General features: G+C 63.9%; 16 protein-coding genes. 6 read left to right on the top strand and 10 right to left on the bottom strand.

Features of this window, described 5'->3' with window-relative positions:
- Positions 1–7 precede the first annotated feature (7 nt).
- From P3C50_RS14235 to P3C50_RS14250, 4 genes are all read right to left on the bottom strand, one after another.
- On the bottom strand, positions 8–1,237 hold the full coding sequence (locus tag P3C50_RS14235; protein ID WP_275546506.1) for a nucleoside recognition domain-containing protein: 1,230 nt from the start codon (positions 1,235–1,237) through the stop codon (positions 8–10).
- Positions 1,238–1,315: 78 nt separating this feature from the next.
- The gene (locus P3C50_RS14240) at positions 1,316–1,777 is read right to left on the bottom strand and encodes an inhibitor of vertebrate lysozyme family protein (RefSeq protein ID WP_197857635.1); all 462 of its coding nucleotides are present in this window, start codon (positions 1,775–1,777) and stop codon (positions 1,316–1,318) included.
- A gap of 9 nt (positions 1,778–1,786) precedes the next feature.
- On the bottom strand, positions 1,787–1,951 hold the full coding sequence (locus P3C50_RS14245; protein ID WP_197857636.1) for a DUF1328 domain-containing protein: 165 nt from the start codon (positions 1,949–1,951) through the stop codon (positions 1,787–1,789).
- A gap of 52 nt (positions 1,952–2,003) precedes the next feature.
- Positions 2,004–2,168: a hypothetical protein gene (locus P3C50_RS14250; RefSeq protein ID WP_275546507.1), complete on the bottom strand. Its 165-nt coding sequence runs from the start codon at positions 2,166–2,168 to the stop codon at positions 2,004–2,006.
- Positions 2,169–2,530: 362 nt separating this feature from the next.
- Between P3C50_RS14250 and P3C50_RS14255 the strand changes: the two genes are divergently transcribed.
- Complete coding sequence (locus tag P3C50_RS14255; RefSeq protein WP_197857638.1) at positions 2,531–2,935, top strand: acyl-CoA thioesterase; 405 nt, start codon at positions 2,531–2,533, stop codon at positions 2,933–2,935.
- Positions 2,936–3,012: 77 nt separating this feature from the next.
- Here the strand turns inward: P3C50_RS14255 and P3C50_RS14260 are convergent, their stop codons facing one another.
- The gene (locus tag P3C50_RS14260; protein WP_275546508.1) at positions 3,013–4,113 is read right to left on the bottom strand and encodes a TRAP transporter substrate-binding protein; all 1,101 of its coding nucleotides are present in this window, start codon (positions 4,111–4,113) and stop codon (positions 3,013–3,015) included.
- 242 nt (positions 4,114–4,355) lie between these two features.
- Between P3C50_RS14260 and P3C50_RS14265 the strand changes: the two genes are divergently transcribed.
- From P3C50_RS14265 to P3C50_RS14275, 3 genes are all read left to right on the top strand, one after another.
- Positions 4,356–4,901: a TRAP transporter small permease subunit gene (locus P3C50_RS14265; RefSeq protein WP_275546509.1), complete on the top strand. Its 546-nt coding sequence runs from the start codon at positions 4,356–4,358 to the stop codon at positions 4,899–4,901.
- Positions 4,894–6,270, top strand: coding sequence for a TRAP transporter large permease subunit (locus P3C50_RS14270; protein WP_197857641.1), 1,377 nt, complete (start codon positions 4,894–4,896; stop codon positions 6,268–6,270). Before P3C50_RS14265 ends, P3C50_RS14270 begins: the two co-directional genes overlap by 8 nt.
- A 96-nt stretch (positions 6,271–6,366) precedes the next feature.
- On the top strand, positions 6,367–7,266 hold the full coding sequence (locus P3C50_RS14275) for a D-hexose-6-phosphate mutarotase (protein ID WP_275546510.1): 900 nt from the start codon (positions 6,367–6,369) through the stop codon (positions 7,264–7,266).
- Between the two features lie 80 nt (positions 7,267–7,346).
- Here the strand turns inward: P3C50_RS14275 and P3C50_RS14280 are convergent, their stop codons facing one another.
- The 5 genes from P3C50_RS14280 to purE all read right to left on the bottom strand — a co-directional run bounded on the left by P3C50_RS14280 (position 7,347) and on the right by purE (position 10,664).
- Positions 7,347–7,880, bottom strand: coding sequence for a DUF3299 domain-containing protein (locus P3C50_RS14280; protein ID WP_275546511.1), 534 nt, complete (start codon positions 7,878–7,880; stop codon positions 7,347–7,349).
- A 75-nt stretch (positions 7,881–7,955) separates the two neighbouring features.
- Positions 7,956–8,201 (bottom strand): GlsB/YeaQ/YmgE family stress response membrane protein, encoded by a 246-nt coding sequence (locus P3C50_RS14285; protein ID WP_197857644.1) that lies wholly within the window; start codon positions 8,199–8,201, stop codon positions 7,956–7,958.
- A gap of 65 nt (positions 8,202–8,266) precedes the next feature.
- Complete coding sequence (locus P3C50_RS14290; RefSeq protein WP_197857645.1) at positions 8,267–9,031, bottom strand: substrate-binding periplasmic protein; 765 nt, start codon at positions 9,029–9,031, stop codon at positions 8,267–8,269.
- A gap of 56 nt (positions 9,032–9,087) precedes the next feature.
- The gene (locus P3C50_RS14295) at positions 9,088–10,173 is read right to left on the bottom strand and encodes a 5-(carboxyamino)imidazole ribonucleotide synthase (RefSeq protein ID WP_275546512.1); all 1,086 of its coding nucleotides are present in this window, start codon (positions 10,171–10,173) and stop codon (positions 9,088–9,090) included.
- Positions 10,173–10,664, bottom strand: coding sequence for a 5-(carboxyamino)imidazole ribonucleotide mutase (gene purE / locus P3C50_RS14300; RefSeq protein WP_275546513.1), 492 nt, complete (start codon positions 10,662–10,664; stop codon positions 10,173–10,175). The genes P3C50_RS14295 and purE overlap by 1 nt, the downstream gene beginning before the upstream one ends.
- A 278-nt stretch (positions 10,665–10,942) precedes the next feature.
- Between purE and adhP the strand changes: the two genes are divergently transcribed.
- Both adhP and P3C50_RS14310 read left to right on the top strand, forming a co-directional pair.
- Positions 10,943–11,965, top strand: a complete 1,023-nt coding sequence (gene adhP / locus P3C50_RS14305) for an alcohol dehydrogenase AdhP (RefSeq protein ID WP_197857648.1) — start codon at positions 10,943–10,945, stop codon at positions 11,963–11,965.
- 116 nt (positions 11,966–12,081) lie between these two features.
- Positions 12,082–12,876 (top strand): hypothetical protein, encoded by a 795-nt coding sequence (locus tag P3C50_RS14310; protein ID WP_275546514.1) that lies wholly within the window; start codon positions 12,082–12,084, stop codon positions 12,874–12,876.
- The last annotated feature ends 22 nt before the right edge of the window (positions 12,877–12,898 follow it).

Consider the following 12,898-nt stretch of genomic DNA (forward strand, 5'->3'; position numbering starts at 1 on the left):
CGGGCACTTAGCCGAAGAACCAATAGCACACGGCAATCGCGGCGATGATCCCGGCCGCATCGGCGACCAGTGCACAGCCCACGGCATGGCGGGCGCGTTGCAGGCCGACCGCGCCGAAGTACACCGCCAGCACGTAGAAGGTGGTTTCGGTGCTGCCCTGTACCGTGGCAGCGATCAGCGCCGGGAAGCTGTCGACGCCGAAGTTCTCCATGGTTTCGATCAGCATTGCGCGCGCTGCGCCGCCGGAGAAGGGTTTGATCAGCGCGGTCGGCAGGGCGTCGACGAAGCGCGTATCCCAACCCAGCGTCTCGATCAGCCAGCGGATGCCGTCGAGGCCGAAATCCAGCGCGCCGGACGCGCGCAATACGCCAATGGCGCAAAGCATCGCGACCAGATACGGCAACAGGCTCTTGGCTACATCGAAACCTTCCTTGGCGCCGTCGATGAAGCTTTCGTACACCGGGACCTTGCGTAGCGCTCCGACCACGAGAAACAGCAGGACCAGGCCGAACAGGGTGAGATTGCCGAGCAACGAGGACAGCGCAGCCAGGGCGGTGGCGCTCATGCCGGCGAGCAGCGCCATGAAGCCGCCGAGCAGCAGCGCGGTAGGAATCAGGTAGGCCAGCACCACCGGATCCCACAGACGCAGACGCTGCATCGCCGCCACCGCCAGCAGACCAGCCAGGGTCGAGGCGCTGGTAGCCAGCAGAATCGGCAGAAACACCAGCGTCGGGTCTTCGGCCCCTTGCTGCACGCGGTACATGAAAATCGATACCGGGAGCAGGGTCAGCGAGGAGGTGTTGAGAACGAGGAACAGGATCTGCGCATTACTCGCCGTCGTCGCGCTCGGGTTGAGGTCCTGCAAGGCGCGCATGGCTTTCAGGCCGATGGGTGTGGCGGCGTTGTCCAGTCCCAGGCCATTGGCGGCGAAGTTCATGCTGATCAGCCCCAGCGCCGGGTGGCCGCGCGGCACTTCCGGCATCAGACGGGCGAACAGTGGTCCCAGCAGGCGCGCCAGCAAGTCCACGAGGCCGGCCTTCTCAGCAATGCGCAGCAGGCCCAGCCATAGCGTCAGGGTACCGAACAGCACCACCATCAGCTCCACCGAGAGCTTGGCCATGGCAAACAAGCTCTCGACCATGGCGCCGAACACGCTGGCATCGCCGCCAAGCAGCCAGCGCGCCAGTGCAGCGACGGCAGCCAGCAGAAAAAAGCTCAGCCACAGGCCATTGAGCATTGCGATCCCCCTTCGTTATGGCGGGGGATGATAACGTGCCGACGGTGACTTATGGGACAGGCTGCAAACTGCCGTCACTCAATACCAGTTGGCATCGGCGCGCAGCTGTTCCATCAGCATCTGCTGAATGTCTTCGTCGGGATCACCCAACCAGCGCAGGGTAGCGTGCTCGCTTGGCACGCGGTCTTCGGGCAGGCCGTCCGGCACCTGCACATAGAGCGCATAGGCATCGTCGTCCTCCCACTCGAAGGCGACATAGGCGCGCTGGCTGAAGCATCTTTGCGCTTCGCATACCTGGCCGACCAGGTAGCGATCGTTGTCGGCTTCCACTGCCTGCATGGGGGTAGACAGGCCGCTGAGATTGATCAGCCAGTCCGGCAGGCGCTCTTCATCTTTGACCAGGTCCTGCCAGGCTTCGCGGTAGTCGGCGTTGCTGCTCAGCAGCTCGCCCGGCTGGAAACTGGCGTCGCGGTCGGCGGCCTGAGCCGCCAGGGCGCCGCCCATCAGCAGGGCGGCAGCGATGGCGTGAATCGAATGCATTAACGACTCCTACATCTTCGGGCGGCGGCCCATGACGAACGAGACGATGAACAGCACCAGGAACACCACGAATAGAATCTTGGCGATACCTGCAGCGGTGCCGGCGATACCACCGAAGCCCAGTACAGCGGCGATGATGGCGATGATCAGGAAAGTGACTGCCCAACTAAGCATGGTGTTTCTCCTCGGTGGATCATGGGGAAGTGGCCCAGGCAGGCCAGAGGTCTTACGCGTTGCTCGGAACCGTTGGCTGGGGCACAGCGCCCGTGGGCAGCTCCAGTCCGGCGGTGTAGCGGCTGATGCACAGGGTCCGGCCAATCAGCAGGACGCTGGCGAACGTCAGACTGAGCAGAAGCAGCGAACTGGCCAGTACCAGAGCAACTATCCACATGGCGGTTCTCCTGTTGCGTTGGAGGCGGATGGCGCGCATTCCGTCTCTTCCTTTCTTGTATCGCGACCGGCGCCTGACCGGTCACCCAGCAAGGACATTGCAGCGCCCGTGCCAGACTTGTTCTTTCAATAAATTCCTTTGGAATCATCTAGTTATATTTATTTGATGGCGCATGATGGCGGGCATCCTGCCCGAATGCGGTTTTTTCTATCGTGCGTTTTGCCCGATAACTTGCAAAAGCTCGGGCGTTGCGAATGGCCAGAATGGTCGCCCGTCGACTGCGCAGTCGGTATACTCGCTGCGCCCGCGTACCATGCGGGTTCCGCGCCCAGAACAACAACCGCGCCGCGAGTCTCGAGCCGATGAACGACTACGAACAGGAAGACCCGATTCCCCAGGGCGACCTCGCCCTGCAGCTCACCGCGTTGCCGCGCGAGACCAATGGTTTCGGTGATATCTACGGCGGCTGGCTGGTGTCCCAGATGGACCTCGCCGGCACCGCGATGGCGAGCAAGGTCGCTGGTGGCCGCGTGGCAACCGTCGCCATCGATCGCATGGCCTTCTTGGTGCCGGTGGCGGTGGGTGCGCAACTGTCCTTCTACACCCAGGCGCTGGAGATCGGCCGCAGCTCGATCCAGATGATGGTCGAAGTGTGGAGCGACGATCCGCTGTCCAACGAATGGCGCAAGGTCACCGAGGCCGTGTTCGTGTTCGTCGCCATCGATGGCAGTGGTCGCACCCGTCCGGTACCGCCGCGCCGCGGCTGAGCGGGCATGCGCCATACAAGCGAATCGCAGTAACGAAAACGCCGGCATAAGCCGGCGTTTTGGTTTTGTCCTGGCAATCAGCCGCGGATGTTGTAGATGTCCTTCTCGTTGCTCTCCGCGTAGTCGTACAGGCGCTGCAGATAGGCTTTCTGATGCTCCCAGACCTTTGTCGCTGCCGGGTCGGCCGCGGCGCTGGCGTCCACCACTTCGGCCGCCACTTCCTTCAGGCGGGCCAGGACTTCATCCGGCAGGCGGCGTACTTCCACGCCATCGGCCTTGAGCTGTTCCATGGCTTCCATGTTCTTGGCGTTGTAGTCGTCGAGCATGTCGCCGTTGACGTCACGGGCGGCGGCACGAACGATGGCCTGCAGATCGGCCGGCAGGGTTTCCCAGGCCTTGAGGTTGACGTCCAGTTCGAACAGAACGCTCGGCTCCTGCCAGCCCGGGGTGTAGTAGTACTTGGCAGCCTTGTGCAGACCCAGGGCCAGGTCGTTGTATGGGCCGATCCACTCAGTGGCGTCGATGGCGCCGGTTTGCATGGCGGTGAAGATCTCACCGGCCGGCATGTTGACCACGGTGCCGCCCATCTTGGTCAGCACTTCGCCGCCCAGGCCGGGGGTGCGCATCTTCAGGCCCTTGAAGTCGTCGACCGAGTTGATTTCCTTGTTGAACCAGCCGGCGGTTTGTACGCCGGTGTTGCCGCAGGCCATCGGCAGCACGCCGAACGGCTTGTACACCTCTTCCCACAGCTGCTGACCGCCGCCGCGATGCAGCCAGGCGTTCATCTCCTGGGCATTCGGGCCGAACGGCGAGGCACAGAAGAACTGCGCCGCCGGGACCTTACCTTTCCAGTAGTACGGCGCGCCGTGACCCATCTCGGCGGTACCGCGGGAGACTGCATCGAACACTTCCAGTGCAGGTACCAGTTCGCCGGCCGCGTACACCTTGACCTTCAGGCGGCCGTTGCTCATTTCATCGACCAGCTTGGCGAAGCGTTCGGCCCCCACGCCGACGCCCGGGAAGTTTTTCGGCCACGAGGTGACCATCTTCCAGTTGAAGGTTTGGGCACTCGAACCCTCTTGAGGTGCTGCAGCGCTCTTGGCCTCTTCTTTACAGCCAGCCAGCGCGGTTGCTGCAAGGCCTACGCCCGCTGCGGCGAGTATGTCGCGACGTTTCATGCAATGCTCCTTTATTGTTGTATTGGTCTTACCACGGGATCGCCGGGGGTAGACCGGGCGTGAATAACATAGGGGTTCGTGACCTACAAGCCTAGCGACTGCGACTAAAGTTGTACGGGCATTGCTGCAATACCCTTTGCCTGCCTAGAATCGCCGGCCTGCGGCCCACAAGGCCGCTGGTGGCGTGATGTGCAGCCAACCGGTCGCTGTCTGCCTCCTACTCATAACGATAAGGACTCACTATGTCCGACAAGCCTTCATTTCCCCTCGCTATTACAAATTTAATCGATGCGCTCAACAGCTGGTTCGGCAAGGCCTGCGCATGGCTGACCGTATTTCTGGTGATCGGTACCGCCATCGTCGTGGTCCTGCGATACGGCTTCGGTATCGGCGCGACAGCTCTGCAGGAGGCAGTTCTATACGCTCACGCGCTGGTGTTCATGGGGGCCGCAGCCTGGGTGCTGCAGCGTAACGGCCATGTGCGTGTCGACATTTTCTACCAGAAGTTCAGCGGCCGCCGCCAGGCGCTGGTGGAGGTCTTCGGCAACCTGCTGTTCCTGCTGCCGGTGGCGCTGTTCCTCGGCTGGGCCAGCTGGGATTACGTCAGCAACTCCTGGGCGACGCTCGAAGCCTCCAGCGAGTCAGGCGGGCTGAAGTTCGTCTATCTGCAGAAAAGCATCATCCTGGTACTGGTCGTCAGCCTGGTACTGCAGGGTATTTCCAACCTGATCAAGGCGCTCTACATCCTCAGCGGTCGCCTGCCGGCTCCGGAGGTGAAACATGGCTGAGTTGATGGCGATTCTGCTGTTCGTCAGTATTTGCGTGGCCTTGATGGGCGGCTTCCCGGTGGCGTTCACCCTGGCCGGCGTTTCCCTGCTGTTCGCCGGTATCGGCGTGCTTACCGGCACCTTCGACCCGGGGTATCTGAGCGCCCTGCCGAACCGCCTGTTCGGCATCATGAACAACCAGACCATGCTCGCCGTGCCGCTGTTCGTGTTCATGGGGGTGATGCTGGAACGCTCGCGGGTGGCTGAAGATCTACTCGAGTCCATGTCGCGCCTGTTCGGTACCCTGCGCGGCGGTCTGGCGATTTCCGTGTGTGTGGTCGGCGCGTTGCTGGCGGCTTCTACCGGTATCGTCGGTGCCACTGTGGTGACCATGGGTCTGCTGGCGCTGCCGACCATGCTGCGCCGCGGCTACGACCCGGCCATCTCCACCGGCACCCTGGCGGCGACCGGTACCCTGGGGCAGATCATTCCGCCGTCCATCGTACTGGTACTGCTGGGTGACGTGATGTCCAGCGCCTATCAGCAGGCGCAGCTGAAGATGGGCATCTTCTCGCCGAAGACCGTCTCGGTCGGTGACCTGTTCGTCGGTGCGTTGCTGCCCGGCCTGCTGCTGGTCGGCCTGTACATCCTCTACATCATCGCCACTGCGATCCTCCAGCCGAAGAAACTGCCGGCGCTGCCGCAGGAAGAACTCGGCCCCATCGAATGGGGCAAGCTGGTCAAGGCACTGGTGCCGCCGCTGATCCTGATCGGCGCGGTGCTGGGCTCGATCCTCGCTGGCTACGCCACACCCACCGAAGCCGCTGCATTGGGCGCCGTGGGCGCGATGTTGCTGGCCTTCAGCAAGGGCAAGCTGAACTTCGGCCAGCTCAAGGAAGTGGCCTATGGCACCACTGAAATCAGTGCCATGGTCTTCATGATCCTGATTGGCGCTTCGCTGTTCTCCCTGGTGTTCCGTGGCTTTGGCGGCGAGGTGCTGATCGAGGACGTGTTCGCGCAACTGCCAGGCGGCGTGCTCGGCGCGTTCTTCCTGGTGATGGTGGTGATCTTCCTGCTCGGCTTCATCCTCGACTTCATCGAGATCACCTTCGTGGTGGTGCCGATCGTCGGGCCGGTGCTGCTGGCCATGGGGCTCGACCCGATCTGGCTGGGCGTGATGATCGCGCTGAACCTGCAGACGTCCTTCCTTACGCCGCCGTTCGGCTTCGCGCTGTTCTATCTGCGTGGCGTGACGCCGCCGAGCATCGCCACCAGCACCATCTACAAGGGTGTGGTGCCGTTCATCCTGATCCAGATTATGCTGCTGGTGATCGCCTACATCTTCCCGGGCCTGATCACCTGGTTGCCGGAACAGGTCTACGGCAAGTAGGTCATAGCTTGCAGTCAGCTGACGCCCGTCCCAGTGACGGGCGTTTTGCTTCTTGCGTGTCACACTATCGTTCATCTATCCCAACGAGAGGTCGTCATGAGCAGCGCCCAAGTCGAACGCGTGGAACTGGATCAACTGACCTGCTGGCGAATCCGCGCTGCCGGCAGCGAGCTGCTGGTGGCTCAGCAGGGTGCGCAGATTCTCGGTTACCAGCAGGGCGAGCAGCCGCCGCTGATCTGGCTGAGCCCGGACGCGGCCTATCAGCGCGGCCAGAGCGTGCGCGGTGGTGTACCGCTGTGCTGGCCCTGGTTCGGCGATCTGCGGCGCAACCCGCAGGCGGTGCAGGCGCATTATCAGCTGGAGCAGGCGCCGGCCCACGGCCTGGTGCGCACGCTTGACTGGGAGTTGCTGAGCATCGATGAGGAGGACGCCGCCGTCACCCTGCGTTTTGCCTACGACACTCGCAACCAGCCGCTGGAGGGTTGGCCGCGGGATGTCGGCCTGACCTTCGTCGTACGTGTGGCGCAGGACCTCGGCATGAGCCTGGAGACCCACAATCGCGGTACGGAACCGCTGACCCTGAGCCAGGCGCTACACAGCTACTTCGCCGTCAGCGACGTGCGTCAGGTCAGCGTCGAGGGGCTCCAGAGCTGTCGCTATATCGACACCCTGCAGGACTGGCAGGAGCTGCGTCAGCAGGACGCCCCGCTGTTCGACGCGGAGACCGATCGCATCTATCTCGATACCGCCGCGCGGCTGAGCATCGTCGACCCGGGCTGGCGGCGGCGCATCCATCTGGACACCCGCGGCTCACGCTCGGCCGTGCTGTGGAATCCCTGGATCGACAAGGCCAGGCGCCTGTCGCAGTTTCCCGATGACGCCTGGCAGGACATGCTCTGCATCGAGACGGCCAACGTGCTGGAGGACGTCGTGCAGCTGAAAGCCGATGAGCGCCATAGACTTGAGCTGCGTCTGTCCAGCGAGCCCAGCGACTAGCCCGTGGCACCGGCCCGGCGCAGGTAGACGGTAGGACGGGCTACGGGCCTGTGCTGCCGTCATCAGTGTCGTGGCTGTGTTTAAAGGTCTTCGTCGGTCACCAGGCGCACTTCGCCCGCTTCCATGGCGTAGGCAGCGTCGGCCAGGTCATTGCTGATCTTCTCGACCTTCAGTTCGCCGCTGACCCACAGCGGCGCGTAGATGTCCTCGAGCGGGATACCCTTCGGGTAGCGCACCAGCACCAGCTGATTGGGCGGTGGTGGCGGCACGTGGATGCAGGCGCCCGGATAAGGCACCAGGAAGAACAGGGTGCTGTTACCTTTCTCGTCGTTTTCCAGCGGCACCGGATAACCGCCCAGGCGGATCGCCTTGCCGTCGAGCTCGGCCACGGTCCTGGTGGAATACATCACCGCTGGCAGGTCCTGGTCCTGCTGGCGCAGGCCGTCCTCGCTGTAGAAGGTGCTGTCGCCTTCGGGGCTGTCGTGGCTGATCTCGGGCATCTCCTCGAGGGCCTTGCGGTCCTCGGGTGGCATCAGGTCGAGCCAGTCGGTTTCCGGTAGTTCGGCGTGGGCCAGGCCGGTAAGCAGTAGCAGGGCGAACAGCAGGTGGTGCATGGAATCAGGCATCTCGTGGCGGCGTGAATGAGAAGCCGAGGGACCAGGCGTCCATCGGCTCCTTGAAGAAGGGCCTCAGCTCTTCTTGATCGCGCCGTAGATTACCAGCAGAACGATGGCGCCGATCACTGCGCCGATAAAACCGGCGGCCTCCCCGGCTTCATAGATGCCCAGCGCCTGGCCGCCGTAGGTAGCGGCGATGGAGCCGCCGATGCCGAGCAGGATGGTCATGATCCAGCCCATGCTGTCATCGCCGGGTTTGAGGAAGCGTGCGACCAGACCGACGATCAGGCCAATTAAAATGGTGCCGATAATGCCCATTGGCGTGTCTCCTTGATGAGTGCCGCTTGTGCGGCAGGCTCGGTATCGGACAGGTGGATGGGCTGTCAGTTCGTCTCGTCGGGCGGCAGGACGCCGTAGCGACGGTAGATCAGCGCAATTTCACCCTCTGCACGCATGCGCTCGAGTTCGGCACCGAGGCGGTCGTACAGCTCACGCCGATCGCTCTGGTAGCGCTTGAGCGAGGCACCGAAGTGGTTGCCCAGCACCTGCCGGTGGGCGTAGTGCGCGTAGCTGTAGTCGCGAAAGCCCATTGCCTGGAGCTGCGCTTCCATCGGCGCAACGTCGAGAACCGCAATGGTGTCGAGCCGTCCGGCGCGGAACATGGCTACCAGCTGCGCATCGTCGCTGGCGAACACGCGGTTCAGCAGATCATCGCTGTCGAAGGGCTCGAAGTAGGCCGTGCCGCGCTTCACACCCAGGGACAGCCGGTAGAGATCTTCGTAGCGGCTCAATCTGCCCTCTTCGCCGGGGCGCGTGACGAAGCGGATATTGAGCTGCTGGTTGCCGATGCTGGGCAGAAAATGGATGTATTCGCGGCGCTGCTCGGTGAGCAGCACGCGTGGCACCAGGTCGACCCGCCCCGAGCGCAGGTCTTCAAGGCTGCGCAGAAAGGGCGCTTCGCGCCAGTGCAGGTCGATCCCGAGGCGCTGTGCGGCGGTCTCCAGCACGCTGATCAGCGGGCCGCTGGGAAGGCCATCGACGGCGTGCATCTCCGGCGGCCGCTCGCGGAAATCGACGCGCAGCACATCGTCGTCGCCAACGCAGGTCAGTGCGAACAACAGGGGCAGCAGGGAAAGGAGACGCTTCATGGAGGAGGCTCTTGAACGACCGCCGTCGTTCAAGAGTTTAGCTGCGAATCGCCCGATCAGTCTGCAGCGATCAGCGCCTGCACGGCGGCGATAGCGGTATCGAGGCGGGCGCGGTCGGCACTGCGCAGGGTGGCGTGGCCAACCTTGCGCCCGGCCTTGAAGGCCTTGCCGTAGTGGTGCAGATGGCAATCGGCGACGCTGATCACCTTGTCCACCGGCGGCACTTCACCGATGAAGTTGAGCATCGCGCTTTCGCCCACCTTGGCGGTGGAGCCCAGCGGCAGGCCGGCGACAGCGCGCAGGTGGTTTTCGAACTGGCTGCACTCGGCGCCTTCGATGGTCCAGTGCCCGGAGTTGTGCACGCGCGGGGCGATCTCGTTGGCCTTGAGCCCGCCGTCCACCTCGAAGAACTCGAAGGCCAGCACGCCGACGTAGTCGAGTCTGTCCAGTACGCGACCGACGTAGTCTTCGGCCAGCGCCTGCAGCGGGTGAGCGGTGCTGGCGATGGACAGGGCGAGAATGCCGCTGTCGTGGGTGTTGTGCACCAGCGGGTAGAAGCGGGTTTCACCGTCGCGGGCACGCACGGCGATCAGCGACACCTCGCCGGTGAAGGGCACGAAACCTTCGAGGATGCACGGCACGCTGCCCAGTTCGGCGAAGGCGCCGGTGACGTCTTCCGGCTTGCGCAGAACCTTCTGGCCCTTGCCGTCGTAGCCCAGGGTGCGGGTCTTCATCACCGCCGGCAGGCCGATGCTGGCCACGGCGGCGTCGAGGTCGGCCTGCGACTGGATGTCGGCGAACTCCGGCGTGGGGATGCCCAGTTCGCGGAACATGGACTTCTCGAACCAGCGGTCACGGGCGATGCGCAGCGCTTCTGCACCCGGATAGACCGGTACGAACTGCGAGAGGAAGGCCACGGTTTCCGCCGGCACGCTCTCGAATTCGAAGGTGACCAGGTCGACCTCGTCGGCCAGCTGGCGCAGGTGATCCTGATCGCCATAATCGGCGCGGATATGCTCACCAAGCGCCTGGGCGCAGGCGTCCGGCGCCGGGTCGAGGAAGGCGAAGTCCATGCCCAGCGGAGTGCCCGCCAGGGCCATCATGCGGCCCAGCTGGCCGCCACCGATCACGCCGATCTTCATTACTGCGCCCTCGGGTCCGGGTTTTCCAGCACGGTGTTGGTCTGCTCGTCGCGGAACTGCTTCAGCGCCGCGTGGAACTGCGGGTGCTGGTGGCCGAGGATGCTGGCGGCGAGCAGGGCCGCGTTGACCGCACCGGCCTTGCCGATGGCCAGGGTGGCGACCGGGATGCCGGCCGGCATCTGCACGATCGACAGCAGCGAGTCGACGCCCGAGAGCATGGACGACTGCACCGGCACGCCGAGCACCGGCAGGTGAGTCTTGGCTGCGCACATGCCCGGCAGGTGAGCGGCGCCACCGGCACCGGCGATGATCACCTGGATACCGCGGGCCTCGGCCTCTTCGGCGTACTGGAACAGCAGATCCGGGGTGCGGTGGGCGGAGACCACCTTGACCTCGTGGGGAATGCTCAGCTTGTCCAGCATCTCGGCGGTGTGGCTAAGGGTGGACCAGTCGGACTTGGAGCCCATGATCACGCCAACCAGTGCGCTCATCAAAGTGCCTCTTCTCTCGGGCGCCTCGCGGCGCGTCAAAAACCAACAAGCCACGCGGGCGGGCCAGCGTGGCTTGTCATGATTCGTTGTAGCCGGGCGCTGCCGGCCGAAGGCCGCGCAGTATAACGCAAAGCCGCCGTCGTCGGGCAGTGGCGACGACCGTTTGTCATGCTGGCCGTGGCCATGCGGAAAAAGCGCCTAAACCTTGCTCTGGAGCAATGCCGGCGTGGGCTGCGCGCGCACACTGGCCAGACACTCGCATGGAAGAGGAACAGCCTATGAACCAGACCATGAAAGCCGCAGTCGTCCATGCCTTCGGGCAGCCGCTGCGTATCGAGGAAGTAAAGACACCACTGCCCGGCCCGGGGCAGATTCTGGTGAAGATCGAAGCGTCGGGTGTATGTCACACCGACCTGCACGCAGCCGAAGGCGACTGGCCGGTGAAGCCGAGCCTGCCGTTCATTCCCGGCCACGAAGGCGTCGGCTACGTGGCAGCGGTCGGCAGCGGTGTGACCCGGGTGAAGGAAGGCGACCGCGTCGGCGTGCCCTGGCTGTACACCGCCTGCGGCTGCTGCGAACACTGCCTGACCGGCTGGGAGACGCTCTGCGAGAGTCAGCAGAACACCGGCTATTCGATCAACGGCGGTTACGCCGAATACGTGCTGGCTGATCCGAACTACGTCGGCATCCTGCCGAAAAGCGTCGATTTCCTGGAAATCGCGCCGATCCTTTGCGCAGGCGTGACGGTGTACAAGGGCCTCAAGGAAACCAAGGCGCGCCCCGGCCAGTGGGTGGCGATCTCCGGTATTGGCGGTCTCGGCCACGTCGCCGTGCAGTATGCGCGTGCCATGGGCCTGCACGTGGTCGCGGTGGATGTGGACGATGCCAAGCTGGAGCTGGCGCGCAAGCTCGGCGCCAGCCTGACCATCAACGCCCGCAAGGAAAATCCGGCCGAGGTGGTGCAGCGCGATATCGGCGGCGCCCACGGCGTGCTGGTCACCGCGGTGTCCAACGCTGCCTTCGGCCAGGCCATCGGCATGGCGCGCCGGCACGGTACGGTGGCGCTGGTCGGCCTGCCGCCGGGTGACTTCCCCACGCCGATCTTCGACGTTGTGCTCAAGGCCATCAGCATCACCGGCTCCATCGTCGGCACCCGTGCCGATCTGCAGGAGGCGCTGGACTTCGCCGGTGAGGGTTTGGTCAAGGCCACGGTGAGCAGCGACAGCCTGGACAACATCAACGGCATCTTCGAGCAGATGCGCGGCGGACAGATCGAGGGGCGGGTGGTACTGCAGTTCTGAGCCGCGAAGGCGCTGGACGGGCCATTTTCCTACAGCGCGGACGCGCAAGGGCGCACAGATTGCCGCCAGGCGGCTGGCTATACTGTGCGCCCTTCATCCGTACAAGGACGTGCCCAATGAAAGCCTATCTTCCGTTTTTTGCCCTCTCCCTGCTGTCCCTCCAGGTTTCGGCCATCGAGCTGGCCAAGCATCCGCAGGTATTCGACGCCGGCCAGGGCGTGAGCCTGGCGCTGGCTCCCTCTGCCGACGGCAAGCAGGCTCTGGTGCAGGTACGTGGTATCAACCACCCGCTCGACGAGGTGGTTTTTCTCACCGAGGTGCGCGAGCTGGGCAACGAGCAGCGCGATTATGGCGTCCGTCTCGATGGTCGTGACTACAACCTGCTGAACAAGCGCCGTGCCTGGGGTGGCGAGAGCTACCAGCTCAACCTGCCCAATACCCAGGGCTTCGAACTCAGCTACAGCGAGGACAAGACCAAAGCGCTCAAGCCCAAGGACCTCCTCGCCCTCTATGAGAAGCAGGAAAAGGACGGCGTTCAGGCGCGCCTCGCGGCCTTCGATCGCAAGCAGCGTCTGGCCGACTACAGCGCCCGCCTGCAGGAGATGGATAGCGAAGCTTCCAGGGCCTGCGGCACGCCGCTGACGACCCAGGTCGACTGGAGCTCGATCAGCGACGAGCAACTGATCAAGCTCAGCGTGCCGAGCTTCTGTGGCGAGGTGGTCAACCAGATGGCCTACCTGTGCGGCAGGGATGATCGCTACAAGACCGAAGCCAAAACCCTCAAGGGCGTCGACTGCCGCTTCGGCGAGGCGATGAAGCTGCGTGAGCAGGACGGCCAACTGCAGTTCACCACTCATCCGGATGAAGCCAACCAGGGCGACTTCATCAACGCCATCCTGCGTAACCGCTGACAGCGATCCCCGCCTTCGGGCG

The sequence above is a fragment of the Pseudomonas sp. Marseille-Q0931 genome, assembly GCF_940789645.1.
GTDB lineage: Bacteria > Pseudomonadota > Gammaproteobacteria > Pseudomonadales > Pseudomonadaceae > Aquipseudomonas.

Excerpts from the sequence above, each read along its gene's own strand:
- P3C50_RS14270 (WP_197857641.1), top strand. The coding sequence starts at position 4,894 with ATGGCTGAGTTGATGGCGATTCTGCTGTTCGTCAGTATTTGCGTGGCC.
- P3C50_RS14285 (WP_197857644.1), bottom strand. The coding sequence starts at position 8,201 with ATGGGCATTATCGGCACCATTTTAATTGGCCTGATCGTCGGTCTGGTC.
- P3C50_RS14295 (WP_275546512.1), bottom strand. The coding sequence starts at position 10,173 with ATGAAGATCGGCGTGATCGGTGGCGGCCAGCTGGGCCGCATGATGGCC.
- P3C50_RS14240 (WP_197857635.1), bottom strand. The coding sequence starts at position 1,777 with ATGCATTCGATTCACGCCATCGCTGCCGCCCTGCTGATGGGCGGCGCC.
- P3C50_RS14275 (WP_275546510.1), top strand. The coding sequence starts at position 6,367 with ATGAGCAGCGCCCAAGTCGAACGCGTGGAACTGGATCAACTGACCTGC.
- P3C50_RS14255 (WP_197857638.1), top strand. The coding sequence starts at position 2,531 with ATGAACGACTACGAACAGGAAGACCCGATTCCCCAGGGCGACCTCGCC.
- P3C50_RS14235 (WP_275546506.1), bottom strand. The coding sequence starts at position 1,237 with ATGCTCAATGGCCTGTGGCTGAGCTTTTTTCTGCTGGCTGCCGTCGCT.
- P3C50_RS14290 (WP_197857645.1), bottom strand. The coding sequence starts at position 9,031 with ATGAAGCGTCTCCTTTCCCTGCTGCCCCTGTTGTTCGCACTGACCTGC.
- purE (WP_275546513.1), bottom strand. The coding sequence starts at position 10,664 with ATGAGCGCACTGGTTGGCGTGATCATGGGCTCCAAGTCCGACTGGTCC.
- P3C50_RS14245 (WP_197857636.1), bottom strand. The coding sequence starts at position 1,951 with ATGCTTAGTTGGGCAGTCACTTTCCTGATCATCGCCATCATCGCCGCT.
- adhP (WP_197857648.1), top strand. The coding sequence starts at position 10,943 with ATGAACCAGACCATGAAAGCCGCAGTCGTCCATGCCTTCGGGCAGCCG.
- P3C50_RS14260 (WP_275546508.1), bottom strand. The coding sequence starts at position 4,113 with ATGAAACGTCGCGACATACTCGCCGCAGCGGGCGTAGGCCTTGCAGCA.
- P3C50_RS14280 (WP_275546511.1), bottom strand. The coding sequence starts at position 7,880 with ATGCACCACCTGCTGTTCGCCCTGCTACTGCTTACCGGCCTGGCCCAC.
- P3C50_RS14250 (WP_275546507.1), bottom strand. The coding sequence starts at position 2,168 with ATGTGGATAGTTGCTCTGGTACTGGCCAGTTCGCTGCTTCTGCTCAGT.
- P3C50_RS14265 (WP_275546509.1), top strand. The coding sequence starts at position 4,356 with ATGTCCGACAAGCCTTCATTTCCCCTCGCTATTACAAATTTAATCGAT.
- P3C50_RS14310 (WP_275546514.1), top strand. The coding sequence starts at position 12,082 with ATGAAAGCCTATCTTCCGTTTTTTGCCCTCTCCCTGCTGTCCCTCCAG.